The 23,940-nt window shown below is 71.8% G+C and carries 21 protein-coding genes and 1 pseudogene; 15 read left to right on the top strand and 7 right to left on the bottom strand.

All coding sequences use genetic code 11. The annotated features are described in order from the left end of the window. Nucleotides 1-23 precede the first annotated feature (23 nt). From OG928_RS48535 to OG928_RS48560, 6 genes and pseudogenes are all read right to left on the bottom strand, one after another. The gene (locus OG928_RS48535; RefSeq protein ID WP_331738696.1) at nucleotides 24-1,187 is read right to left on the bottom strand and encodes a DNA cytosine methyltransferase; all 1,164 of its coding nucleotides are present in this window, start codon (nucleotides 1,185-1,187) and stop codon (nucleotides 24-26) included. Continuing rightward, nucleotides 1,180-1,959, bottom strand: a complete 780-nt coding sequence (locus tag OG928_RS48540) for a GP88 family protein (protein WP_331738698.1) — start codon at nucleotides 1,957-1,959, stop codon at nucleotides 1,180-1,182. Before OG928_RS48540 ends, OG928_RS48535 begins: the two co-directional genes overlap by 8 nt. Further along, the gene (locus tag OG928_RS48545; protein ID WP_331738700.1) at nucleotides 1,956-2,399 is read right to left on the bottom strand and encodes a hypothetical protein; all 444 of its coding nucleotides are present in this window, start codon (nucleotides 2,397-2,399) and stop codon (nucleotides 1,956-1,958) included. Before OG928_RS48545 ends, OG928_RS48540 begins: the two co-directional genes overlap by 4 nt. Further along, nucleotides 2,365-3,138, bottom strand: a complete 774-nt coding sequence (locus tag OG928_RS48550; protein ID WP_406292281.1) for a DNA cytosine methyltransferase — start codon at nucleotides 3,136-3,138, stop codon at nucleotides 2,365-2,367. Before OG928_RS48550 ends, OG928_RS48545 begins: the two co-directional genes overlap by 35 nt. 648 nt (nucleotides 3,139-3,786) lie before the next feature. After that, nucleotides 3,787-3,877 (bottom strand): annotated as a pseudogene (locus tag OG928_RS48555) (chromosome partitioning protein ParB); the annotation flags it as partial. Continuing rightward, nucleotides 3,847-4,254, bottom strand: coding sequence for a hypothetical protein (locus OG928_RS48560; protein ID WP_331738705.1), 408 nt, complete (start codon nucleotides 4,252-4,254; stop codon nucleotides 3,847-3,849). The gene OG928_RS48560 and the pseudogene OG928_RS48555, both read right to left, overlap by 31 nt. Nucleotides 4,255-4,787: 533 nt before the next feature. Here OG928_RS48560 and OG928_RS48565 point away from each other — a divergent pair. From OG928_RS48565 to OG928_RS48625, 13 genes are all read left to right on the top strand, one after another. After that, the gene (locus tag OG928_RS48565; protein ID WP_331738707.1) at nucleotides 4,788-5,972 is read left to right on the top strand and encodes a 3'-5' exonuclease; all 1,185 of its coding nucleotides are present in this window, start codon (nucleotides 4,788-4,790) and stop codon (nucleotides 5,970-5,972) included. Between the two features lie 373 nt (nucleotides 5,973-6,345). After that, on the top strand, nucleotides 6,346-7,134 hold the full coding sequence (locus tag OG928_RS48570; protein WP_331738709.1) for a hypothetical protein: 789 nt from the start codon (nucleotides 6,346-6,348) through the stop codon (nucleotides 7,132-7,134). A 285-nt stretch (nucleotides 7,135-7,419) separates the two neighbouring features. Continuing rightward, the gene (locus OG928_RS48575) at nucleotides 7,420-7,887 is read left to right on the top strand and encodes a pilin (protein ID WP_406292283.1); all 468 of its coding nucleotides are present in this window, start codon (nucleotides 7,420-7,422) and stop codon (nucleotides 7,885-7,887) included. Continuing rightward, the gene (locus tag OG928_RS48580; RefSeq protein ID WP_331738711.1) at nucleotides 7,884-10,145 is read left to right on the top strand and encodes a hypothetical protein; all 2,262 of its coding nucleotides are present in this window, start codon (nucleotides 7,884-7,886) and stop codon (nucleotides 10,143-10,145) included. The genes OG928_RS48575 and OG928_RS48580 overlap by 4 nt, the downstream gene beginning before the upstream one ends. Further along, nucleotides 10,145-11,194: a PrgI family protein gene (locus OG928_RS48585; protein WP_331738713.1), complete on the top strand. Its 1,050-nt coding sequence runs from the start codon at nucleotides 10,145-10,147 to the stop codon at nucleotides 11,192-11,194. Before OG928_RS48580 ends, OG928_RS48585 begins: the two co-directional genes overlap by 1 nt. Further along, nucleotides 11,191-11,688, top strand: coding sequence for an XF1762 family protein (locus tag OG928_RS48590; RefSeq protein ID WP_331738715.1), 498 nt, complete (start codon nucleotides 11,191-11,193; stop codon nucleotides 11,686-11,688). Before OG928_RS48585 ends, OG928_RS48590 begins: the two co-directional genes overlap by 4 nt. Continuing rightward, nucleotides 11,685-13,706 carry a VirB4 family type IV secretion system protein gene (locus tag OG928_RS48595; RefSeq protein WP_406292285.1) on the top strand — a complete coding sequence of 674 codons (2,022 nt, stop codon included), beginning with the start codon at nucleotides 11,685-11,687 and terminating at the stop codon, nucleotides 13,704-13,706. Before OG928_RS48590 ends, OG928_RS48595 begins: the two co-directional genes overlap by 4 nt. Next, entirely contained in the window at nucleotides 13,703-16,141 is a 2,439-nt protein-coding gene (locus OG928_RS48600) for a type IV secretory system conjugative DNA transfer family protein (RefSeq protein ID WP_331738717.1), read from the top strand. The genes OG928_RS48595 and OG928_RS48600 overlap by 4 nt, the downstream gene beginning before the upstream one ends. A gap of 33 nt (nucleotides 16,142-16,174) precedes the next feature. Next, nucleotides 16,175-17,221, top strand: coding sequence for a replication-relaxation family protein (locus tag OG928_RS48605; RefSeq protein WP_406292287.1), 1,047 nt, complete (start codon nucleotides 16,175-16,177; stop codon nucleotides 17,219-17,221). A gap of 4 nt (nucleotides 17,222-17,225) precedes the next feature. After that, nucleotides 17,226-18,200: an NlpC/P60 family protein gene (locus OG928_RS48610; protein WP_331738720.1), complete on the top strand. Its 975-nt coding sequence runs from the start codon at nucleotides 17,226-17,228 to the stop codon at nucleotides 18,198-18,200. Beyond that, on the top strand, nucleotides 18,197-19,036 hold the full coding sequence (locus OG928_RS48615) for a hypothetical protein (protein ID WP_331738722.1): 840 nt from the start codon (nucleotides 18,197-18,199) through the stop codon (nucleotides 19,034-19,036). The genes OG928_RS48610 and OG928_RS48615 overlap by 4 nt, the downstream gene beginning before the upstream one ends. Before the next feature lie 201 nt (nucleotides 19,037-19,237). Next, nucleotides 19,238-20,224 (top strand): hypothetical protein, encoded by a 987-nt coding sequence (locus OG928_RS48620; RefSeq protein ID WP_331738724.1) that lies wholly within the window; start codon nucleotides 19,238-19,240, stop codon nucleotides 20,222-20,224. 73 nt (nucleotides 20,225-20,297) lie between these two features. After that, nucleotides 20,298-21,278: a hypothetical protein gene (locus tag OG928_RS48625; protein ID WP_331738726.1), complete on the top strand. Its 981-nt coding sequence runs from the start codon at nucleotides 20,298-20,300 to the stop codon at nucleotides 21,276-21,278. A 114-nt stretch (nucleotides 21,279-21,392) separates the two neighbouring features. Here the strand turns inward: OG928_RS48625 and OG928_RS48630 are convergent, their stop codons facing one another. Next, the gene (locus tag OG928_RS48630) at nucleotides 21,393-22,175 is read right to left on the bottom strand and encodes a helix-turn-helix domain-containing protein (protein ID WP_331738729.1); all 783 of its coding nucleotides are present in this window, start codon (nucleotides 22,173-22,175) and stop codon (nucleotides 21,393-21,395) included. Between the two features lie 356 nt (nucleotides 22,176-22,531). On the opposite strand from OG928_RS48630, the gene OG928_RS48635 reads away from it, so the two are divergent. Then, nucleotides 22,532-23,047, top strand: coding sequence for a hypothetical protein (locus OG928_RS48635; RefSeq protein ID WP_331738731.1), 516 nt, complete (start codon nucleotides 22,532-22,534; stop codon nucleotides 23,045-23,047). Next, nucleotides 23,041-23,865, top strand: coding sequence for a hypothetical protein (locus tag OG928_RS48640; RefSeq protein ID WP_331738733.1), 825 nt, complete (start codon nucleotides 23,041-23,043; stop codon nucleotides 23,863-23,865). Before OG928_RS48635 ends, OG928_RS48640 begins: the two co-directional genes overlap by 7 nt. Nucleotides 23,866-23,940 lie beyond the last annotated feature (75 nt).

The raw sequence follows: 23,940 nt of genomic DNA on the forward strand, positions 1-23,940 counted from the left end.
GTGATGTCCCGTCGTGTCCGCGGTCACTGCTGCGGGTGGGGTGTGTTCGCGTCGACGGGGGGTTCGGAGGCGGCCGGGGTCAGGAGGTTGTGGACGCCGGAACGGGCGATCTCGTCGGCGAGCCGGTGGAGGGCGAGCCGGGCCTGTTGGTGGACGACGCCGTTGCCGAGGATGCGGATCTGGGCGACGCGGGTGATGTCGGGGACGTCGGTGACCCGGCCCTGGTCGACGCCCATGCACCATTCGACGAATTCGGGGGTCAGTTGCGGGGTGCCGCGCGGTCCGAGGCGGGTGGGCGCGGGTGCGGGTCGGCCGAGGGTGTGTTCCCAGTGGCGGACGGCGGTTTCGTAGCGTCCCCAGTCGTGATCGGCCGCTGCCGTGGGCGCGGCATGCGTGGGGCGGCGGGCAGTGACGGGGTCAACGCGCAGGCCAGGCCGCCGCGTTGGCGCGGGCTGCCTTTCGCACCTTCGCTGGCCATCGGTGTCGGCAGGAGTGGACGCCGTGGGGTGCGCGCATCGGGCGATTCGTGAGCCGCGGGTGTGTTCGCGGCCGAGGTGGATTCCGGCGCGGTGGCGAGTTTGTGGATGACGGCCGGGAGCCCGGCCACGTTGCCCCGGCCCTTCCCGTCGCGGGCCAGGGGTGTGGGCAGGCCTTGTCGGCCAGGCGGCGAGGAAGACGCGTTCGCGGCGGTGGGGTGCGCCGATCTCGTCGGCGCGGACGCTCGTCCATTGCGTGTCATACCGTGCGCGGGCCAGGTCCCCGAGGACGATATCGAGGCCGCGCCTGCGGAGAGCGGCAACGTTCTCCACGACAAGGAGTTCGGGTCCCAGTCGGCGAACGGCGTCCATGACGGTGAACCAGAGTCCGCTGCGGGTTCCATCGGCGATGCCTCCTCCGGGCCCGATGAGGGAGATCGACTGGCACGGGAAGCCCGCGACCACGACGTCGACGGGGTGTGTCGCGGCGACGTGGTCCCAGTCGACGGCGCGGATGTCGCCGAGGTTGGGCACGTTCGCGTGATGGTGCGCCAGCAGGCGGCGAACGTCGGCGTCGTTGTCGGCGACCCAGGCCACGTCGCCGCCGACGACGTCGACGACGGCGTGGTCGAGCCCGCCGAACCCGGTGCACAGGCTGCCGATCCGCAGCCGCCGCTGCGGATCGTGGCGGGGGGTCGCGGTGTCACGCATCGTCCGGCCGCTTTCCGGGGCGCGGGCCGCCGGGGGTCTCCCGCATCGCGCTTTGCGTGCGGGCGCGGCGTCGGTGGGCGCGGTCTTGGGCCGCGCGCTGCAACGACCCGAACGACTCCCGGCCCTGGAGCTTCCGCAGGTGGGGGATGCGGGAGGCTTCGAGCCCGACGTGGACCACCCCGGAAACCGCGACCAGGTCCGAGCCGTCCAGCGGCGTGTATCCGGCCTCGTGCAGGGCCTGTTCGTCCGGGAAGACGTCGGCGTGCGGGGTGTTCTTCGTGATCATTTCGTCGTGGACGCCGCCCTTGGAGAACACCCAGTCGAAGTTCGGCGGGGCGTCCGGCACGACGAGCTCGTTGAAAAGTTCGACCTCCTTCGTGTACGCGTAGAAGTGCGTGTCGGGGGTGGCGCGCATGATGCGCAACCACATGGTCAGGTATCGCCTGTCGAAAAAGTCGCCGGCGTCGTGCACGCGGACGTGCGCGTCCACGAAGCGGGGGAGCGCGAGCTCGCGGGTCATGGCCGTCTCGAATCCGCCGGGATCGTCCAGGACGAACGCGAGGTTCCGTTCGTGGGCGGCCAGGACGGCGGGCACCCGATACATCCCGGCGCGGGCGTAGCACAGTTGCGCGCACACGCCCGCGGACGGGCAGGTGTTGTAGGTGCGGCCGTCCGGGAGGCGGCCGGCCCAGGCGGGGAGCGTCCAGTTCCAGTGGCCCTGGGCGCGCATGCGTGAGTTCTGCGTCAGCAGTCGGGGTCGGCCTGTGCTCATGTGGTGTTCCGATCCGTCGGCGGTCGGGGTGATCGTGCGTGGGGCGTGTGTTCGCGGTCCGCGTGGTCGGGCCGGCTGTGGGCGGGGCGCGTTCGGGCGCGGGTGAGTAGGAGCCGCAGGGCGGTGGTGGCTTGGCGGGGGACGACGCTGTTGCCGAGCGCGCGCAGCCGGGCCCGGCGGGGCAGGCCGTCGACCCAGCCCGGGGGCAGTCCCATCAGCCATTCGACGAAGGCCGGGTCCAGGCGGTCGTCTCGGTCCGTTGCCGGGGGTGCGGGCCGGCCAAGGACGGCGCCCCACAGGAGCATCGCGTCGCCGTACGGGCCGTCGGGGTCCGCGAGGTCGGGGTGTGCGCGGGCGAGCGCGGGTAGCGAGGGTCGGTTCCGTGCGCCGGGGGAGCGGGACCGGTTACGTCCGTAGGGGGAGGCGGTCGGGGTGGGCAACAACGCTCGTTCCGGCCGTGGTTCGCCAGGGAGGGTGTGGTGCGTCGGGTGGTCGGTCGCGGGGCCAGGCGAGGATGAACACCCGGTCGCGGCGGTGGGGCGCGCCGACTGCGGACGCGGCCAGGCTTGTCCACTCCGCATCGAGCCCGAGGTCGGCCAGGTCGCCGAGTACGGCACCCAACGCCCGTGGTGTGGAAGCCCGATCGGTGTTTCCCACACGTGCCGGGCGGGGTCCCATCGGATCGTCGGTGTGTGTCCAGCGGAGTCCGGGGACGTTTTCGATCACCACCATTCGGAGCCGGGGTCGGAGAGTGTGGAGCGCACGGGCCACGTGGATCCACAGGCCGGAGGCGGCGCCGGCGGCGAGGCCGGTTCGCGGGCCGGCGGCGGACACGCTCTGACACGGGAAGCCCGCGGTGACCACGTCGACCGCTTCGACGCGGGCCCAGTCGACGGTGCGGATGTCGGCGTGGTTCGGGATGTCCGGCCAGTGCCGTGCGAGGACTCGGGCCGCGTGTTGTCCGCGGTCGGTGGTGTCGTACTGGCAGTGCCACGCGACGGTCGCGTCGAGGGCGTCCGCGACGGCCAGGTCGAGAGCGCCGATGCCCGAGCACAGGCTCCCGATCCGCCAAGGGGCAGGTTTCTCCTCGGCGATGTCGCCGCGGCCGGGGTGTGGGACGGGATACCGGGGCGGGTGAAGAACGGTTCGGTGGGACGGTCTGGCCTGTCGGGTGCTCACATCGGTAATGGAGCCGTAGTGCGGTGTTTGCGACACGCGGGTTCTCCGCGCGTGGTTGGCCGGGCTGCGCGTGGCGGCGTTGGATGCCGTGGACCGGCGGCCGTTGTCGGGGTCGGTGCCGGAGTCTCGTCGTGTCGGCGGTGCCTGCGGCGTGTCCGCATCACGGCGTGACGGAAGGCTCCGGCAATGCCGAATCCGCGTCCGGTGTGGGCGGGTTGGACGACCCGCCTTGCCAGTTCGGGTGGAGGCCTATTCGGGGGTGCGATGCGGGATGGGGCGAGCGGTAGCCGGCGTGACATGACGGGTTCGCGCCGCGTGTCGAGGCTGTCCCATCGGGTGCGCGGGGGGTGCGCGGAGGTTGCATACAGGGGCCTTGAGCTGCATGTATGCAACCTCGTCGGCGGTGTGATCGCGGTTTGTGATGGGTGCCGTCGAGGCGTCGGAGGCGGAGAGGCGTCGACCCGACCGGCGGTGTGGGGTGGCGCGTTCGGCGGCGCCGTCGTCGCGGAGCCGCCACGTGTTCGAGGTGCCGACGCACTCGGGCACAGACCCGGCTCGTCATGTCGCGCCCGGGCGACATGGGCGTGGGTTGAGGTGCGCGCTGCGGTGGCCAGCTGTCGTCTTGTCGCTCAATGCCGTCTTCGTCGATGGGCCAGACCACCACGGGTTGGGTGTAGCCGTCGGCGGTGATCGATGTGGTGAGGAGTTTCATTTCGGGCGGGGCCACGACGTTCGGGTTGTCTCCGCTCCGGAGCGCACCGTCACCCGCGCCACCACGCCCTTGCGGGCGGGAACCGCAGTGCGGCATCGGCCGCACCTGCCGTCCCGCATGTTCGGCAGCGACTCCAGGGGACGAGGCTTCTCGAGCGCTTCCGGGTCCAGCCGGCGAGCCACGTAGTCGACGACCCGCTTGCCCATCCGGTGGCGTAACTCCCACTCCTTCACGTCGTCCAGGCCGCCGGGCTCGGCGCGCAGCACCCGGACTCGGTAGCGGTCAGGGAACCGGTCGCACGCGACCACCAGGGCGCCGGTCCGCATCTCGTAAGCCGCGCCCGCCGCAAGGCTCGTTCCGCGCAGCGCGAACGCACCGCCGGACAGGCCCGTGTCGCGGTCCACGCGGTGCGGGTCGATCCGCTCTATCGCCCGTCGCCTCGATTCCGAGGGTGCACGGAGGTGGCACGAAGGTGGCACGGAGGTGGCATACAGGGGAGATGACCTGCATGTATGCATCCCCCTACCGAAGCGCGGCAGTGAGCTTCAGGGCGTCGTCTGCATCCACGCAGACCGACCAGCGAGGAACTCCTTGAACTCGAAGACGGCGGGTGCGTGACGACACCTCAACCGGATACCGCACGATCCGAAGCCTCGCCACGTCGGGTGGCGTGATGGGCGACGGTCGATTCGAAGGTGTGACGCGGCGCAATACGCCAGACGCCAACCTGAACGATGGCGGGTCAGAGTGGGTTCGTGAGGACGTGTCGGGTCGCTCCGCGAGCACCCGACACGGCGGTCCCGACATGGATTTCGGGAAAGTGGTCCGTGTCGGTGGCCGGTGGTGCACGTTGGCCATCGTGGCGGGGTGACGCCCGCGGAGCGGGGTGCGTGTCGGTGGCCGCTGGCAGCCTCGTTCGCATACCCGTGGAGGCGACGTGCACGACAACGAGACGACGCGGACAACCACCTCGTCCGAGGCGAGCCGGTCCGGGGTACCCAGGGCACGCTCCGCCATCCGGACCCCGGAACCCGAAAGCGGCCGAACCCTCGGCGACTCCGCCATCGCACGAGACACCGAGAACGCCCGCGCCGGCCTGATCGCCGGACCCGGCTCCGCCTCACGTACGCTCGGTCCGAAACTCGCCGCCGGATACCTCAAGGTCCGTTCACGCGACCTCGATTGTCTGGTCGAGGCCGGGCTGCTGAGTGCGACGAACGAACGCGATGGCGGCACCCCGGCGTTCGCCGTCGAGGACCTGGACCGCGTCGCGGCGATGACCGACCTGAACTGGCACTCGGTCAGGGGCCTCGCCCGCAGCAGCCCCTCACCCTGGCGAACCCTGGCCGGCCCCGTGGGGGAGCGGACGAACATGGTCCGCGCCCTGGTGACCCGATTGCGCGCGGACGGTGTCGACGCCTGGGCGCGCCACAGCCACAAGGCCGACTGCTGGACCGTCGACTGGACGCCCACCGAGCACGGCCCGCACCGGGCCGACGTGATCACGTTGCTGTCGGAGCGGCTGGTGCGCGCGGTCCTCGCCCACCGCCTGGTCGTCCTGGGCCCCATCGGACAAACGATGCACTGGGCACAGGAGATGCTCCGGCCCGGTCGCGCCATCGTGGTCGATACCGAGACCACGGGACTGCACTCCTCTGCCCGCATCGTGGAGATCGCCGTGCTGGACGCCTCCTCCGGCGCCCCGTTGCTGAACACCCTCGTGGACCCCCAGACCCCGATTCCCCGCGCCGCGTCCCGCGTGCACGGCATCACGGACGCCATGGTGGCCGGCGCCCCCACCTGGGACCGGGTCCTGCCACGCCTGCTGGAACTCGCGCAAACACGTACGACGTTGGCGTACAACGAAGAATTCGATCGTCGGATGATCGGACAACACAGCAGGGCCTCGGGCCTGAATCCCGGGCACCTGCGGTGGCCGGAGTCCTGGGGATGTCTGATGAAGCGCCGCACGGTCTGGATGGGCACCACGTCGTGGCTCGCCCTTGGGGGCGATCACCGGGCCCTGGGTGATGCGACCGCCGCGTCGAAGCTGCTGCGTCGGCTGACCCAACGCCCCACATGGACGCACGAGTTCGACGACCCCGACGCTCCAGCGATCTAAGGCCGATTCCCGCCCGGACGTGCTCCCGACACGGCGAACCCCACCCCACCTCGGGTGAGGCGCAGGTCGACCCGCGTGTATGCACCTTCGATGCACCTTCGACACGCCCCGTGCCACCAGGTCTTCACTCCACCCTCGCGGTCCGCCGCTACGCCGGGCCGTGCATACCGGGCCCACGAGGGGCCGCCCGGCGCAACCGCGACGTGCCGGTAGCCCGGACTCGGAGGCACGCGCAGAGACGATGCCCATGCACCCCGCGTGCACCCGCCCGATATGCGCCGAGGGTGCACGAAGGCGGCACGCAGGTGGCACGAAGGTTGCACGGCCTCCTGAACGAATGTCGGCATCGCAGCCGACTCGTGGGGAGATTCCCGTGCAGCCGTTCTCCGCCATCGCCACCCGTGTGCTGTCCGGCCACCCGGCCCGGACGCCTTCCCCGTTCCAACTCCTCGAGCGCACGTTCCGCGAACTGTGCCGCGGGCCACGCCCGCTGGCACTGCCGTCCCGCCTCGTCCACCCCGCCATCCCCACCACCGAACGCTCGCGCAGCATCCCCCTGGACCACGTCCGCGCCGCACTGCGCGCCGCCGGCCCGAACTCCCAGCTGGCCCACCGGGTGTGGCCGGAGATCCTGCGCCGCGCCCAGGCCCCCCGCGGCCACGCGTGGCTGGTGGCAGCCGCCGCCCTCGCGGTGCCGAGCCTGCGCCGGGTGAAGGCGCGCCGCCGCTGGGGCGGTCTGGTCGAACTCGCCGACCTCGAGCAGGAGATGCTCTGGGGATTCGTCCGGGAACTGCGGCTGGTCGACCCGAGCGACCCCGCCGCGTTCCACTGCATGCGCCGCGCCGCCGACCTCGCCGCCTACCACCTCCTGCGCCAGGCCAAGCAACACCGGCGCAACATCGTCCCGGTCGACCCCGCGACCCTCGCCCGTATCGAGGAAGCCTCCACCCCCACGTCGTGGGACACCGGCCTTCTGGAGCGGGCGATCGCCGCGCGCGTGATCAACGACGCCGACGCCGAACTCATCGCCACCAGCCGCATCGACAAGATCCCCGTCCCCAGGATCGTCGACGGTCCCCAGTCCCGGATCCGCGCCGCCTACCGGCGGCGTTCCGCCGCGGAGCAGCGCCTGGCGCAGGCGATCCGGGCGGACCTCATCTGAATCCGCGTCACCTGTGTCCCTGGGGGACCGCGACGACTCCATCAACACCAGGAGGTTGTCGCATCGGTGGCGTGGTCGCCGTGAGCAACCGCATTCGCGCGTCCGACCCGCAGTCCTCGAAACCACGGGGGCAACGGTCCGTGCCTCATCGAGCACCCCCTCCGTACGACCCGCCTGCGCGCCTACATACGGGGCCCGGGCCGAATCCTTCCGGAGGAAACAATGAACCGCCCGTCCTTTCGTGTTGTTGCGCTGCCGTCCGGCCTACTGTCGCCCGTCGCGCGTGTGGCCCGCCGGCGTGAGCCGGGGCGCCACCGCAGGCCTTCCTTCTGGCACCCCTTCGCCACCCGCGAGTTCGCGGCGGTCCTGCTGTTCATCGCCGCGTTGTTGGTGCTGTTCGGGCCGGAGTCGGCGTTCGCGGCGAACAACATTCCGACGGTCATCAACAACACGCGCAACTGGCTCATGGGCATTCTCACCGCCCTCGCCATCCTGTTCCTGACCGTCGGCGGTGTGCGGTACCTGATGGCCGGTGGCGATCCCGGTGAGGTCGAGAAGGCCAAGGGCGCGTTCAAAGCCGCCGCCATCGGTTTCTGCCTGGCGGTCCTGGCACCCGTGATCCTCGCCATCCTGCAGTCGATCGTCGGCGGCCCCGGGCCCACCACCGGTCCCGAGGCACCGCAACCCGCCTCCACGCCCGCGCCCGGCAACCCGGTCGCGATGGGCCTCCCGCTCCCCGTCCTCGCGCGATGACCGCCGGCGGACAGCGCACGCTCGCGCGGCCGGGAGCCGCAGGACGTGCCGGGCCCCTCCGCTGGGCCGGGCTCCTGACCCTCGCCGCGATGCTCCTCGTCGTGGGCGCGGCCCTCCTGGCCGCGGCGAACCCCGCGTCCGCCGCACCGACGTCGACACGACCGGCCGTCGCGGCCCCGCCCCGAGAGCCGATCCCCACCCCGCCGCCCACGACCCCCGCGGCACCCTCGACGACTCCACCACCCTCGACCCCGACCGGCACCCCTCCGGGCGTGCCCTCGAGCTCCTCGGCTCCCTCGACACCCGGGGCCACGCCCGCGCCGTCGAACGCGCCCGGCACCGGAACACCGCCCGGCGGGCCGCCGGGCATCGATCCGCTCACGCCCGCGCAGTGGTGGGATCCCCGCGACTGGGGCGGTGTCGGCGGGAACCCCCTCAACGTCCCCAAGATGCTGTGGGACGCGATCGGCGGCCTGCTCGGCGGTCTGGTCGGACAGGCCGCGCAACCACTCCTGACCCTGCTGGGCAAGACCCTGCTGCACACGCCCGACGTCGCCAACAACGGCCCCATCGGCGAACTGTGGACCAAGAACCTCGCGTTGGCGGCGTCCCTGTACGGACTGCTGATCCTCGGCGGCGGCGTGCTGGTAATGACACACGAGACGGTGCAGACCAAATACGCCGCCAAGGACCTCGCCCCACGCATGTTCCTGGGATTGGTCGCGGCCGCCACCTCCATGGAGGTGATGAGCCGGATGATCGCGCTGTCCAACGCCCTCGCGGTGGCGATCCTCGGCCAGGGCGTCGACGGCGCGGGCCTGGCCCAGCAGTTGATCGCGCCGTTGTTCAATCCCTCGGCCGCGCTCTACCTGATCGTCATGGCCCTGGTCGCGCTGGTGCTCCTGGTCGGCCTGCTGTTGGGGTTCGTCATCCGGGTCGCGTTGGTGATGCTCCTGGCCGCGGTAGCGCCCCTGGCGCTGGCGGGACACGCGACGCCGTTCACCGAGGGCATGGCGCGCGTGTGGTGGAGAGCGTTCATCGGCACCCTGATCATGCAGTTCGCCCAATCCGTCACGTTGATCGTCGGATTGCGCGCGATGTACGCCAAAGGCAACACCGTGTTCGGGGTGCCCACTGCGGACGGCCTGAGCGCCATGCTCACCGGGATCGCCCTGTTCTGGATCCTCCTGAAGATCCCCGGCTGGGTCGGGAAGACCGTGTTCTCGGGGACCCCGATCACGGGCCCGCGCCCGGGCTCGGGACTGATCGGACGCGTCATCAAGACCGTTGCCTCCGCGTACGTCCTGGGCAAACTCGCGCCCTCCCTCAGCCGCGGCCGCGGCCGGTTGGGCAGCCGACTGGGCGGCCGGTTGGGTCGGCGCCTGGCCCGGGGCGGCGGCGGGGGAGGCAACGGCCCCGGCGGAGGCGGGCCCCGCAGGCGCCCCGGCCGCGGACCCGGCCCACGCCCCGGCGGCCGAGGGGGCCGCCCGGGCGGCGGTCGAGGCGGCGGCGGGCAACCAGGCCCCGGCAATCCGCCGAACCGCGGCGGCCCTGCCGCGCAGGGCCCATCCCCGTACTGGCCCTGGGGAGTCCAGGGCCAAGGCCAACACGGTCAACAGCCGGCCCCCGGCGGCAACCCCGGCACGCGACAGGCCAACCCCGGCCCCCGGGCGCCCGGCACCGGCCACCCGCCCGCCCGGGCAACCCCGCACGTCGCCCCGGCCGAAATCCCTCCGCCCCGACGCCTCCCGGCGGGGCCGTGCCCGGACAGCCGTCCACCGGCCGACGCACTCCGCCCCGACCCTCCACATTGCCGACCGGAGCCCGGCCCCCACGCCCGAGCACCCCGCCCACGAGCGGTCGGCCTCCCCGGCCGAACACACCCCCTCCGGGCACACCGCGCACCGGCGGCACCAACCCCGCCGCGAACACCCCGGCCACGCCCCGCGCACGTCCCGTCAAGCGCACACCACCACCACGTCCCCGAACCGACCCGGTATCCCCGACTCCCCACCGCACCCCATCGCCGCGCACGCCCCCGCCTCCCAGCCGCACCCCGGCTCCCCAAGCCCCCCGCGGCCCCAGGCCCGGCATCGACTACCTCGTCGAAGAGCCCGTCGGGGGCTGGGGCCCGGCCGGCCCTCCGGGACCACTGGTCCACGGCACGTCGCCGCCGCCCCGTCGTTCGTCGCCTGCCACCCGACTGCCGCTCGAGGACCCCAATCCGTGACAACCACCCACCGGGAGCCGACCCGTGATGCGCACCGCACCGGACGACGACGAGTACGAGACCGTCCGCATCCCCTCCGACATCGAGCGAGAGGACAAACTCCTCGGGCCACTGACGGCCCGACAGATCGTCATCTTCGCCGCCGCGACAGCCCTACTTTGGGGCGGCTACCACCTCACCCGCGCCTGGCTCGCACCGCTGGTCTACATCGCGCTGACCGCGCCCACCGCACTGCTGTTGATCGTGGTCGTCCTGGGCCAACGCGACGGAGTGAGCCTGGACAAATGGCTCCGCGCCGGCCTGCGCCACCTCCGTGCGCCCAAGCGCCTGGCCCCGCCCCGCGACCCCGACGACCCACGCGACGACGCCCTCCCGGACTGGCTGCAACCCGACTGGGCGAAACAGGCCGCCCCGCAACCCGCGCCGCTGCGCATGCCGGTCCGCGACGTCGCCGACACCGGTGTCGTCGACCTCGGCGACGACGGCCACGCGCTGATCGCCGCCTGCTCCACCGTCAACCTCGCCCTGCGCACAGGCGCCGAACAGCAGTCCCTCCTGGGCGGATTCGGACGGTTCCTGAATGCCCTCACCGGCCCCACCCAGATCGTCGTGCGCGCCGAACGAATGGACATGGAGCCCTACCTGTACGGGATGCGCGAACGCGCACCGGGCCTGCCACACCCGGCACTGGAGGAATCCGCCCTGGCCCACGCCGACTTCGTCGAGGACCTGGCCGCCGACCGAGACCTCCTGGTGCGCCAGGTCCTCCTCGTCCAACGCGAACCGGGTCGACCCAACGGCCGGGCCGATCAACGCGTGATGGAGGCCGCTCGTGCCCTGGGCGCGGCCGGGGTCGCCGTCACCGGCCTGAGCGGGCCCCGCGCCCGCGAGGTGATCGCCTCCGCAGCGGACCCCGGCTACGAGTCGACCGCCGGACTGCACACCCCCTCCGGCACCGTCGTCGGCACGCACACGTACACCGAACCACCGATCACCTTCGACCCCACCGAGGACCTCGACGCGGGCCCGGTGCCCACACGCCGCCGGCGGCAGACGAACGGCCGGACGGATCGATGAGCCTGACGTTGACCCCCGTGTGCTGGGCCCAGGCCAAAGCCCTCGTTGCCGAGCTGCACCGCCACCATCGGCCGCCGCCCGGCTACAAGTTCGCCGTCGGGGTCGCCGACGAGGGCGGCACGCTCCGCGGCGTCGCGATCGTCGGCCGGCCCGTGGCCCGGCACTACAACGACGACTTCACGCTCGAAATCACGAGAGTCGCGACCGACGGAGCCCGCAACGCCTGCTCGATGCTCTATGGCGCCGCATGGCGGGCCGCGAGCGCACTCGGATATCGCCGACTGATCACGTACACCCGCACCGACGAGAGCGGCGCGAGCCTGCGCGGCGCCGGCTGGCGCGTCGTCGCCACCCGCCCCCCGCGCGCGGGCTGGAGCACACCGTCACGGCCACGCGTGCCCACCGGCAACGAGCACGTCGCCCGGCACCTGTGGGAACCCACGACACGCAACCACAGGCGCGACCACCACGACACCCACGGGGAGAGCCTGTGAAACTGCCGATCCGTTTCCCGACGATTCGACGCGGCCGCCGACCGGCCGCCGACCGGTCCGCCGCCGACGCCTGGACCCCGCGCGAGCTGCTGCCGGACGCGATCGTGGTGCGCCCACGGGTGCTCGGGGTGAGCGGGCACCTGTCGTCCACCCTGGTGGTCACCGGCTATCCCGCCGAGGTCGGCCCCGGCTGGCTGGAACCCCTCTTGGCCTACCCGGGGCGTCTGGACGTGGCGATGCACATCGAACCCGTCCCCAGCCACGTCGCCACCCAACGCCTGCGCAAGCAGCGCGCCCGCCTGGAATCGACCCGCCGCCAGGACGCCGACAAGGGACGCCTGGACGACCCGGAGACCGAGGCCGCCGCGGCCGACGCCGCCGACCTCGCCTACCGCGTCGCCCGCGGCGAGGGCAAACTCTTCCGGGTCGCGCTCTACTTGACGGTGCACGCCGACGACGAACCCACCCTGGGCGACGAGTTGGGCGCGGTCCGCGCGATCGCCGAGTCCCTGCTGTTGCGTACCGTCCCCACGACGTTCCGCGCGCTGCAGGGCTGGATCTCCACCCTGCCGTTGGGCGTCGACCTGCTCGGGGTGCGCCGCACCATGGACACCGCCGCCCTCTCGGCGGCGTTCCCGTTCGCGTCGCCCGACCTGCCCACGCTCGACCCGGCCGAGGCCGCCGCCCCCACCTCCGGCGTGCTCTACGGCGTCAACACCATGTCCAGCGGCCTGGTGATGTGGGACCGCTGGGCCCAGGACAACCACAACTCCGTGACCCTGGGCCGCTCCGGCGGCGGCAAGTCCTACCTCACCAAGCTCGAACTGCTGCGCAGCATGTACGACGGCGTCGAGGCCGCGGTGATCGATCCCGAGGGCGAGTACGTTCGCCTTGCCGAGGCCGTCGGCGGCACGGTGATCGAACCGGGCGCGGAGGGCGTCCGCCTGAACCCGTTCGACCTGCCCGTCCTGCCGCGCTCCCGGCGCAGGGGTACCCCTGCGCCGACCGGCGACGTGCTGACCCGCCGGGCCCTGTTCATCCACACGCTGCTTGCCGTCTTGTTCGGGGGCGCGCCGTCACCGACGGAGCGCGCGGTATTGGACAACGCGATCCTGGCGACCTACCGCAACGCGGGCATCACCTCCGACCCGCGCACTTGGTCCCGGCCCGCGCCGCAACTGTTCGACCTGCAGACCGTGTTGGGCGAGGGGGACGAGGTCGGCTTCGACTTGGCCGCGCGCCTGTCCCCGTACACCACCGGCACCCACCGCGGCCTGTTCGACGGCCCCACCACCACCCGCCCCGACGGGCACCTGGTCGTGTTCAACCTGCGGTCGCTGCCCGAGGAACTCAAATCGATCGGCATGCTCCTGACGCTGGACGCGTTGTGGCGCCGGGTCACCGATCCGGACGACCGACGCCGGCGCCTGGTCGTCGTCGACGAGGCGTGGCTGCTGATGCGCGACGGCGAGGGCGGGAAGTTCCTGTTCCGCATGGCCAAGGCCGCCCGCAAATACTGGGCCGGCCTCGCGGTGGTCTCGCAGGACGCCGAGGACGTCCTGGGCACCGAACTGGGCCGCGCGGTCGTCTCCAACGCCACCACCCAGATCCTCCTGCGCCAGGCCCCACAGGCCGCCGAGGTCATCGCCGACGCGTTCGACCTCTCCGGCGGCGAGCGGGACTTCCTGCTCTCCGCCGAACGCGGCGAAGGCCTCCTGCTCGCCGGGGCGAACCGTGTGTCGTTCGCCGCGCTGGCCTCGGACGCCGAACACGCCCTGATCACCACCGACCCGGCAGAGATCGCCGACCGCACCTACGCCGACTACGACCTCGAGGCGAACGAGTACGACGACCAAGAGGGCCTCGACCCCGACGACGACGAAGACGTCGACGACCTCCTGGACCCCTACGGCGAACCAGACGCCTACGACGAAGGAGAGGCGGACGAAGGCCCGGACCCCTACGACGACGAGGAACCGGTCTACGCCGAAACCCCACGCGAGGGGATCCCCCGATGAGCGCGGTGGACACGATCGCCGCCGGCGCCGCGGACAGTCCGCTGGGCCGCTTCCTGACCGACCCTTCCGCCGCCTGGGCCGCCCTGGCCCACACGGGCGCGGCCCTGGCGACCACCTACGCCCCGGTGACTCTCCCCGTCCTGGTGATCCTCACCGTGGCGGCGACCACCGGCCGAACCCGGCTGCGCCGGCGCCGGCTCGAGCACTGGGCGCTGGGGGCGCGCTGCGTCACCATCCAGGCGCCTCCGAAAGTCGAGGCGGGCAGCGGGGCGGCGCTGTGGGCCCAGTTGTCCGGTCTGGCGCTGCCGTGGTGGCGTCGTCTCCTCGAGGGCCAGCCGCACCTGGGGTTCGAATACGACTGGAGCGCGGGCGGGTTGACCGTGCGGCTGTGGCTGCCCGGCCCCGTCCCCTACACCCTGGTGCGCCAGGCGGTCCAGGCCGCCTGGCCCGGCTCCCTCACCGAACTCGAGGACGCCGGCTCGGCGCTCGCCCCCGGGCACGTCGTCACCGCGGGCGCGATGCGCCTGGCCCGCCCCGAGGTCCTGCCCTTGCAGAGCAAACACGACGCCGACCCGCTGCGCGGCCTGCTCCAGGCCGCGAGCGACCTGACCGGCGAACAGCACGCCCTGGTCCAGATCCTTGCCCGGCCCGCCACCGGCGCCCGGCTCCGCCGCGCCCGCAGGACTGCCCGAAACCTCAAGGCCGGCCACGGCACCGGCGGCCGCGCCACCGCCATCGCAGGCGTGCTGACCCACCGTCAGGCCGGGGGAGGCGCGGTGAAGGCCGACCCGGCGCACGGCGCGGAGACGCGGCAGAGCGTCACGAAGCTGACCGGGCCCCAATGGGCGGTGAGCATCCGCTACGCCGCCACCGACGCCGCCCCCGCCAAGGACGCCCCGGAGAAGGAACACGAGGTGACGCAAGCCCGACTGCGGGGCCGGGCACACGCGCTGGCGACGGCGTTCTCGATCCTGGCCGGCCAGAACTGGCTCGTCCGCACCCGACTGCGCAACCCGGGCACCACGATCGCGCCCCGTCGCTTCGAGGGCCGGGGGATCCTGCTGTCGGTCCCCGAACTCGCCGCGCTGGCCCACCTCCCCTTGGACGCCGACGCTCCCGGCCTCACCCGCGCCGGCGCCCGCTCGGTCGTCCCACCGGCCCGCATCCCCACCCCCGGACCGGGTACCGACGTCAAACCCCTGGGCGTTTCCGACGCGCGGCGCTCCCGCGCGGTGGGCGTGCACGTCCGCGAAGGCCGCCAACACCTGCACGTGGTCGGCGCCACCGGATCCGGCAAATCCACCCTCCTGGCCAACCTGATCCTCGACGACGTCGACGCCCGCCGCGGCGTCGTCGTCATCGACCCCAAGGGGGACCTCGTCACCGACGTCCTCGACCGCATGCCCGAACGTGCCGCGCACCGCGTGGTGATCCTGGATCCCGACGACCCGCACACCCCGCCCAGCCTCAACATCCTCGAAGGCGACGACATCGATGTCATCGTCGACAACGTCACGGGGATCTGCCGCAAGATCTTCTCCTCGGCGTGGGGCCCGCGCACCGACGACATCATGCGCGTCGCCTGCCTGACCCTGATGCGCCACTCCCGCGCCACCGGCAAGGTCGTCAGCCTCGCCGACGTCCCGTCCCTGCTCGGCGACGCCTCCTACCGGGCCCGGGTGGTACCCACCGTAAAGGACCCCGTCATCGCCGGGTTCTGGCGCGGCTACGCGGAGATGAGCGACCCCGCGCGCGCCACCGTCATCGCCCCGCTGATGAACAAGCTGAGGGCGTTCCTGCTGCGGCCGTTCGTGCGTGCCACCGTCGCGGGCGGACCGAGCACGTTCGAACTCGGCGCCGTCCTCGACGGCGGCATCTGCCTTGTCCGCGTCCCCAAGGGCGCGCTCGGCGAGGAAACCATGCGCTTGATCGGCTCGTTCGTCGTCGCCAAGGTGTGGCAGGGCGCCACCCGCCGCTCACGCCAGGCCGAGCACGACCGCGTCGACGCCTGCCTCTACATCGACGAGGCCCACAATTTCCTCACGCTCCCGTACGGCCTCGAGGAGATGCTCGCCGAGGCCCGCGGCTACCGCCTGGGCATGACCCTCGCCCACCAGAACCTCGCCCAACTTCCCGACGACCTGAGCCAGGGCATCAGCGCGAACGCTCGCACCAAGCTGTTCTTCCAGGCGTCGCCCGAGGACGCCAAGGCCTTGGAGCAGCACACGAAACCGCTCCTGGTCGCCCACGACCTGGCCAACCTCGGCGCCTACCAGGTCGCCGCGCGAATCCTGGTCGCCGGAGCACCCGCCCCGGCCTTCACCCTCAACACCACCCCGCTGCGCCCGGCGATCCCCGGACGGGCCGACGTGCTGCGCGCCGCGGCCCACGCCCGTGTCGGCGGAAAGCCCCCGGGCGGCCCGCACCGGCCTTGACGCGACCCACGAACCCGCCCGGAGGTGCCCGACATGCCCACCCACCACGGCGTCCGAACCGCCCTACGGCGGCCCCGCCCGCACATGACCCCCCGCAACGCGGACGTCGCGGCTCTGACCCACCGGTTGACCGCACGCGACCGCTGGCTCATCCGCCTTCTGCACGACCACGACGTGCTGACCACGAACCAGATCATCGCCTTGACCGGCCGCGCCCGCCGTGCGACCACAAGACGCTTGTCCACGCTCCACTCCCTCGGCATCCTCGACGCGTTCCGGCCCTTCCTCACCACCGGCAGCTCCCCGTACCACTACACCCTGGGCCCCGCCGGAGCCGCGATCCTGGCTGCCGAACGCGCCGTCGACGTCCGCGCGTTGGGCTGGCGGCCCGACGCCACCTCCCGCATCGCCCACTCCCCGTGGCTGGCCCACGACGTCGGCCGGAACGACTTCATGGTCCGCCTCGCCGCCGACCACCACCGACCCGAGAACCGCATGACGCTGTGGGCCGGCGAACACGTCTGCAAAGCGCTCTGGGCGGACCACATCCACCCCGACGCCTACGCCCACATCACCCACACGCCCACCGACGGCGGCCGCCGCCGCACCGTCGCGTTCTTTCTCGAGCACGACACCGGCAGCATGCGTCCCGAACGCGTCGACGCAAAGCTCACCGGATACGCGGACCTCGCCGCCTCCACCCACCCGCCCACCTCCACCCTCGTCCTCGTCCACGCCTCCACCCCCGGACGTGAAAAGACCCTGCGCGCCCTGCTGGGCCCCACCTCCACGTCCCTGGGCGTGCCCGTGGCCACCACGAACGCCACCGCCCACGCAGCCGATTCACCCCTTGCCGACGTCTGGCTGCCGATCGGTACGCGCGCGGAACGCACCACCTTGCTCGGGCTGCGTCAGGCGTTTCCCCAAGCGGGCCCCGCACCCGTCGCCCCCGGCACGTGGACCCCCGACGCCACCGATCCCCAGACCCACGGCGCGTTGCCCTGGCCGCCGACACCACCACTTCCCCCATCCGCGGTCGGCCCGGCCGCGGGCCCGACTCCCCACAGAGAGGCGCGATGACGAGATGGGCATCCTCGGAAAGATCGGCGCCGGCTGCGCCGCGGCGTTCCTCGCGCTGGTCGTGATCACCGGGGGACTGATCATGGGTGTTGTGCAGGCGGTCGGCAGCGCGGCCTCCGGCACCGTCAACGCGGCCTCGAGCCTGGCGGACGCGAGCGAGCGCGCGAAGGCCGACATCCCACCCGAGTACATGGCGCTGTACAAGCAGGCCGCCGCGACCTGCCCCGGCCTGTCCTGGACCGTGCTCGCCGCGATCGGCAAGGTCGAGACCGACCACGGTCGCAGCCCTCTGCCCGGCGTGAAATCCGGCGCGAACGGGTCCGGCGCGATGGGCCCGATGCAGTTCATCTCCGCCACGTGGAACACCTACAACCCGCCCGGCACCAAACCCGGTGGCACACCGAACGTGTACGACCCCGCAGACGCCATCCCGGCGGCCGCGCGCATGCTCTGCGCCGAGGGGGCCCGCGACGGCCGCGACCTGAGGAAGGCGATCTTCGCGTACAACCACGCGACGTGGTACGTGAACCAAGTCCTGGAACAGGCGGACGCGTACACCGCCGTCGAACCCGCGACCCCGAGCATCGGAGGGCCCACCGAAGCAGCCTCGAAGGCCATAGCCTTCGCCCGAACCACCATCGGCACCCCCTACGTGTGGGGTGGCGACGGCCCGGCCGAGGGCGGCTACGACTGCTCCGGACTGACCAAGGCCGCCTACGCCAGCGCCGGCATCAAGCTCGAACGCGTCGCCCAGGACCAGTACTACTCCATGCCGCGTCTGCCCGCCGGAGCCCCGATCCTGCCCGGTGACCTCGTCTTCTACGGCACTCCCAGCAACGTGCACCACGTCGGACTGGCCATCGGTCCGGACACGATGATCGAGGCACCACGCCCGGGCGTCGCGGTACGCGTGGGGCCCATCCGCTATCCCGGCAACGACTACATCGGCGCCACCCGACCGACCGCGAGCCGAAGGTGACCGTCACCCAGCCGCTCCTCCCCGGATGGGACATCGCCGCCGAGATCGCGGAACTCCGCGCCCTGATGCGTCAACTGACGGCGGCCCTGGTCACGGTCGCGGTCCTGGCACTGGTGTTCACCGCGGTGAACGTGACCCGCTTCGCGGTCGCGCACGGCGTGCCGACCCCGATCGCCTGGCTCCTGGACCCGATGGTCGCCCTCGGCCTGGCGGCCGGGCTGCTCACCGACGCCAAGTTGGCCGTCCACCGCGCCCGGCCCCCGGCGTGGGGAGCGGTGCTGCGCTGGTACACCGGCGTCAGCACCCTCACGATGAACACGTGGACGTCGTGGTGGCCCGACGGGCACGTGGGCGTCCCGCGGGATCCGGACGTCGCGGGGATCATCCTGCATTCCATCCCGCCGATCCTGGTGATGATCCTCGCCGAGGCCGTCGCCGCCTATCGACGCCGCATCAACTCCCTGATCGCCCACCGTGCCGCGATACCGCAGGCACCGCCGCCGTTCCCCTCGTACCCGGCCACCGTGGACCCCGGCTTCCCGACGCCCGCGCGGGAAGCCGACCCGCAGGAAGACGCGCTCGCGAGCGCGCCGCAGACGCCCGACGAGGTACCCGACGCGTCCGGGGCACCCCGGGACGGATATCCGGAGCAGCTGTACACGGCGGCCTGGCGAGTGGACCAACGCAGCCGCACGCTCAACGAGAAACCCGCCTCCGTACGGCTGCTGCGCCGGCAACTGAGGATCAAGCAGGACACGGCCGTGCATCTGGCGGCCTGGCTGCGCGATTTCGGCCCTGACGGCATCGGGCCCGACGCGGGTGACCTGCGCAGGTAACGAAAGCGGTACCCGAATCGGACCGCGAGCCGTGTCGGGTACCGCTTTCGTTACCCGGGCGCCGACCTGCGGCGGTACCGAAGGCGTTACCCGAACCGTGGAACGTCAATTTATGAGTCTATTGCGATGTCGTAATAGACTATGTAATGTCGTTGGTGAACGGATTCGCGGAGGAGAACCGCCAAACCCACCGGAGACCCCGTGCCCACACGCGTCAACCCCACCTCGATCGCCACGTACGACGCGGCGCTGACGAAGTTCCGCAACAGCACCGGCGACGGCCTCGCCGAACTGCTCGCACGGACCCTGCTCGTCATGCGTCCGAACGCCCACACCCTGCTCATGCCGACCCAGGACGCGGACCCGGACCCCGCACACGTCCCCGGTGACACGGACCGCCCCCTGGTGCTCGACCCCGACGACCACGTCGTCCTGCGGATCGCGGAGCGCCACCTCCCGCGCGTCACCGATTCCGAACTCCTCAACCTCTGGGACCCGTTGCTTCCGGACTGCCCCTTGTCGTTGCTGACGGTCGTCGATGCCCTGCGTCGAGGCGGGGCGATCCTTCCCCGGCTCCCACGGGCCCGGCGTGGGGAACGCCTGCCGCTGAGCGACGACGCCCTTCGTGAGGCCGGCGGCCGGCGCCTGTCCTGGGCCGACCCCTACGCCCGCCACGCCAACGAACACGACCTCGACGCCGAGACGGCCCGATTCCAGGTGACGGCGGACGCCCACGCCCGGCTCTTGGGCGACACCCTGCGGGCGTTCTACGCCAGCGCGCACTATCTCGTGTTCACCCTCGAACACCGCCTCGGCGAGGACGAGGAGTACATCGACCTCGTGCACATGCTGGACGCCGACGGGGACATCGTGCAGGAGTTCGACATGCCGGATCCCGCCCTCGGCCCTCTGCCGGAATACCTGCGCCTCGCGTGGGGGCACGTCCCGAACTATCTCGACTTCGTCGAGGCGATCCGTCGCCTCCACCGCGCGGGAGCCCGATTCGACGAACTCCCGGAAGGCGCACACCGCCTGCCCCGCGCCCCCGGGTACGGGGGGCGCATGTATTGCCTGCGGCTGACGCCCCACGCGAGCGCGCAGCACTTCCACGAGCCCCGCCGGCTCGGGTGGGGCCCGGCTACCCGCCACCGCAGGCTCCAGCCAGTACCGCCGGGGCGACTCGGCTGACGAAGAACTCCGGCGCCCGGCCCCTCCGGGCGCCGGACCGTGCATCGACACTGCCATCGCAAGGGGAGGCACGATGACCACCACACACGACCTCGACCTCGATGCGTTCGCCGGCCACACCGCACGCCACGACGTTCGGACCGGCGACGTCGCGCGGGAATTGGCCGACGTCTATGCCGCCACCCTGGCGCACCTCGCCGGTCCCGACGCCCACGTCCTCGCCGTCCCGTACGAGCCCGTCCCCGATGTCGACCCCGACCCGGTCCTCGACCCCCACCTGTACGTCGTGGACGCGTTCGGGCGTCCCCTCCTTCGGCTGCGCGACGGTGAGATCCCGGCTGTCACGGATCCGCGACTGCGCGCCTACTGGGGCGACTTCGATCTCGCGCGGCGCGCCTGCCACGAGGAGATCCTCGACCGGCTGCGGCGTATGGGCGGCGTGTTCCCCCGATTCGATCCCCGGGTGCCGGACGTGCGCGTCGGGCTGCCGATCTCGGCCACGGCCGTGACCGCCGCCGGCGGCGCGCGTCTGCTGTCGCGACAGGGAGCCCCCTGCCTCGACACCTTCGAAGCAGCCGACGACATGTTCCGGACGGCAACCGACACCCTGATGCGCCGCATCGCCGACACCATCACCGAGGCGCTGCCGGAAGCGGCCTACCTGCTGCTGGCGGTCTTCGACGACCACGACTACAGCCACGAGGACACCTATCCCAAGCGTGTCCTCGACGAACGCGGCGAGACGCTCCTCGACTTCGACCTCAAGCACGAACAGGTGGACCTCTCCGGCCTCAGCGACCGCACTCGCGCCGCATGGGGCAGGCGGACCGCGCTCGACTTCGGAACCCTTCGCCACACACTCCAATGGCTCCACAGCCGGTTGGTCGTATTCGACGAACTCCCCTCCGACCTGCGCAAGGCCGAATACGACGACAAGTGGTACTGCGTGGCGCTGCGTCCCGACGTGCGGGTCGAGATCGGCGACCCGCACGCCGACCACCACCGACTCGCGTACGAGCCGGTCGTCCGCCCCTACCGCCCCCGGGCCGCCTGACCATCCCTCCCGGCCGCCACGCCCCGCCCACGCGGCGGCCACCCGTGACCCCGTGCGCGCCTCCCCCAGCGCACGGGGTCACTTCATGCCGTCCACCCCTGGCGCCCCGGGGCCTCAGCCGGCTACCGTTGGCTCGTACATCACGAACAGGGACCATCCACCTGCCAGTCGGGTGGTGGTCGCGAGCATCTCGTGAACCCCGCCGTCCTCGGCCACGACCTTGTGGGCGGCGACCGGCATGACCAGGGCGGCGTCCTGGCTGTGCCAGTGCGCAGTGATGCCCGGCAGGGCGAGCAACGCCTCCAACGCGGCCGCGACGTCCACGTCGAACGGCCGCCGAACCCTCAACTCCCGGGCCACGGCCACCGCCGTGTCCCGCAGCCGGTCCACGTCGGCGAAACGCTGCGCCGCGACCGGACCGAACGCCCACGTCAGGGCGTTGACCCACGGCCCCTCGGTCGAGGTGCCCAGCCATGTGCGGAAGTCGGCGGTGGCGTCGACCAGGTTCATCGCATGGTCGAAGAGTGCCGCCCGACCGGGTTCGAGCCGGCGCAGGAGCTCGCGATACTGCTCGACCGGGACGGCTTGGCGAAGACGCGGGCCTTCGCAGTGGGTCTCCGCGAGCAGAAACAGACGCTCGCGTTCCGTCTCGGTCATGTGCAGGGCCGCGGCGACACGGCGCAGCATCCCGGGGCTGGGAGCGTCATGGTCGCCACGTTCCAGAGTGGCGTACCAGCGGGCGCTGACTCCGGCCAACGCCGCGACATCGTTCTGCCGCAGACCCGGACCGCGGTGCCCGGGGCGCTGACCCAGGTGCACGGCGACCGGGTCGATCCGGGCCCGGCAGGTCGTGAGCAGGTGGTTCAGGTCCTCGCGACGTATCTCGTCGACGTCCAACGATCATCCCCCCACATGGCCACGACCCCACGCCGTGGCGTCCGAAAATCGACTTGCGGTTTCCTCCGATGTCAACACCCGCACTGGCCACTCGCGTTACATCCTGTCACTTGTCGATTACGTCCGTCGAGCCTGTTTTCGCAGGTGGGAGCCGATACGTCGCAGAGCGCAAGATCAAATAGGCAAGATCAGGGAGGCATGATCACGATGGCACTCAAACGGCGACACTTACGACGACCTACCGCTTTCTCTGCAGGTCAGGGACCATGTGTGATCCGCTGGCGTGACCGCGTGATCACCGAATCGGATAGCCGGGCCATGTCGGCGGGGGAAAGGGACGGGATATGCGGGGCACGATGACGGCCGTCGGGCTGGCCGTACTGTCGGTCGTGGTGGCCGGATGCAACTCGAGTGACTCCTCCACGGCGAAGAAGACGACGCCGCCTTCGACAGCGAGCCCAACGTCCTCGACGCCGGTCTCGCAGGCCGAGGCTCTCGCGACCTACCGGAACCTGTGGGCCGCCGCGACGAAGGCAGCGGCCACCTCCGCTGCCGAGGATCCGGAACTGCGCAAGTACGCCCACGACGACGCCCTGGCGTATTTCGTCGGGAGCAACCTGGACAACAAGGAGAAGGGGCTCGTGGCGAAGGGAGAGCCGGGAATCTCACCGCGCGTGGTCGGGGAATCCGAAGACCGGGTTACCGTGGCGGACTGCGTTGACAGCTCCCGCTGGCTGAAGTACCGAGTGTCCGACGGGCAGTTGGCGGACGACGTGCCGGGAGGCCATCACCGGGCCGAGGCCACGGTGACGCGCACTGCCGTTGGCTGGAGGGTTACCCACCTCAGCATTGAGGGGGTGGGCACATGCTGATGCCCCGCTCCCTCGTGCTGGGAGCCGCCCTCGGGTTGCTGATCGCCGGAAACTGCGGCCAGGCGTTCGCGGATGACATCGTCGGCACCACCAACGGCGGAAGTGGAAAGGTCACCTGCAACGGGTCGCAGTGCACCGTGAGCGCCGGCAGCAACCCCGGAACGGGCACACCCGGCGGCGGGGGCCAGACCACGACTCCGGTCGGGACCGGTCACAACCCCGCCGGGCCCGGACCACAGGCGCCGGATCTCAAGCTGCCCAAGATGCCCATCCCCGGGTTGAACGCGCCTGTGCCACCGGCCCAGCCCGGTCAGCCCGCGCCACCTGCCCCGCCGTCGCCGCAGGAGGTCGCGCAGACGGCGGTGTCGCAACTCCAGTTGCCGTCGCCGGTGATCGCGACGAATCCGGTCGGTGAGCAGATCGTGGGTGTGCCGAGTTGGTTGTGGATCGATCCCGCGTCGTGGGCGCCGGTGTCGGCGACAGCCGAGGTTCCCGGAGTGTCGGTGACTGCGACCGCGACCCCGCAGCGCGTTTTGTGGACGATGGGCGACGGGTCCACCGTCACCTGCGCGGGGCCGGGCACGGCGTACTCGACCCGGTTCGCCCCGGCTTCCGCTTCCCCGGACTGCGGGCACACCTATACGCGTTCATCGGCGACGCAGCCGGGTGCGGCGTATGCGGTGTCGGCCACGATCTCGTGGACGGTCACCTGGGCAGGCGCCGGACAGACCGGCGTCGTGCCGGGCATGCAGACCACCGGACAGATCACCACACGGGTGGCCGAGGTCCAGGCCGTCGTCGTGAACTACCGCTCCTGACCCCCTATTCCTGACGCGACGTCAACTCGGAAGCTCGACCGGACATTTGATGGGAGGCGAGTTGTGGGTACCCCC

The sequence above is a fragment of the Embleya sp. NBC_00896 genome (assembly GCF_045207785.1).
Lineage (GTDB): Bacteria > Actinomycetota > Actinomycetes > Streptomycetales > Streptomycetaceae > Embleya.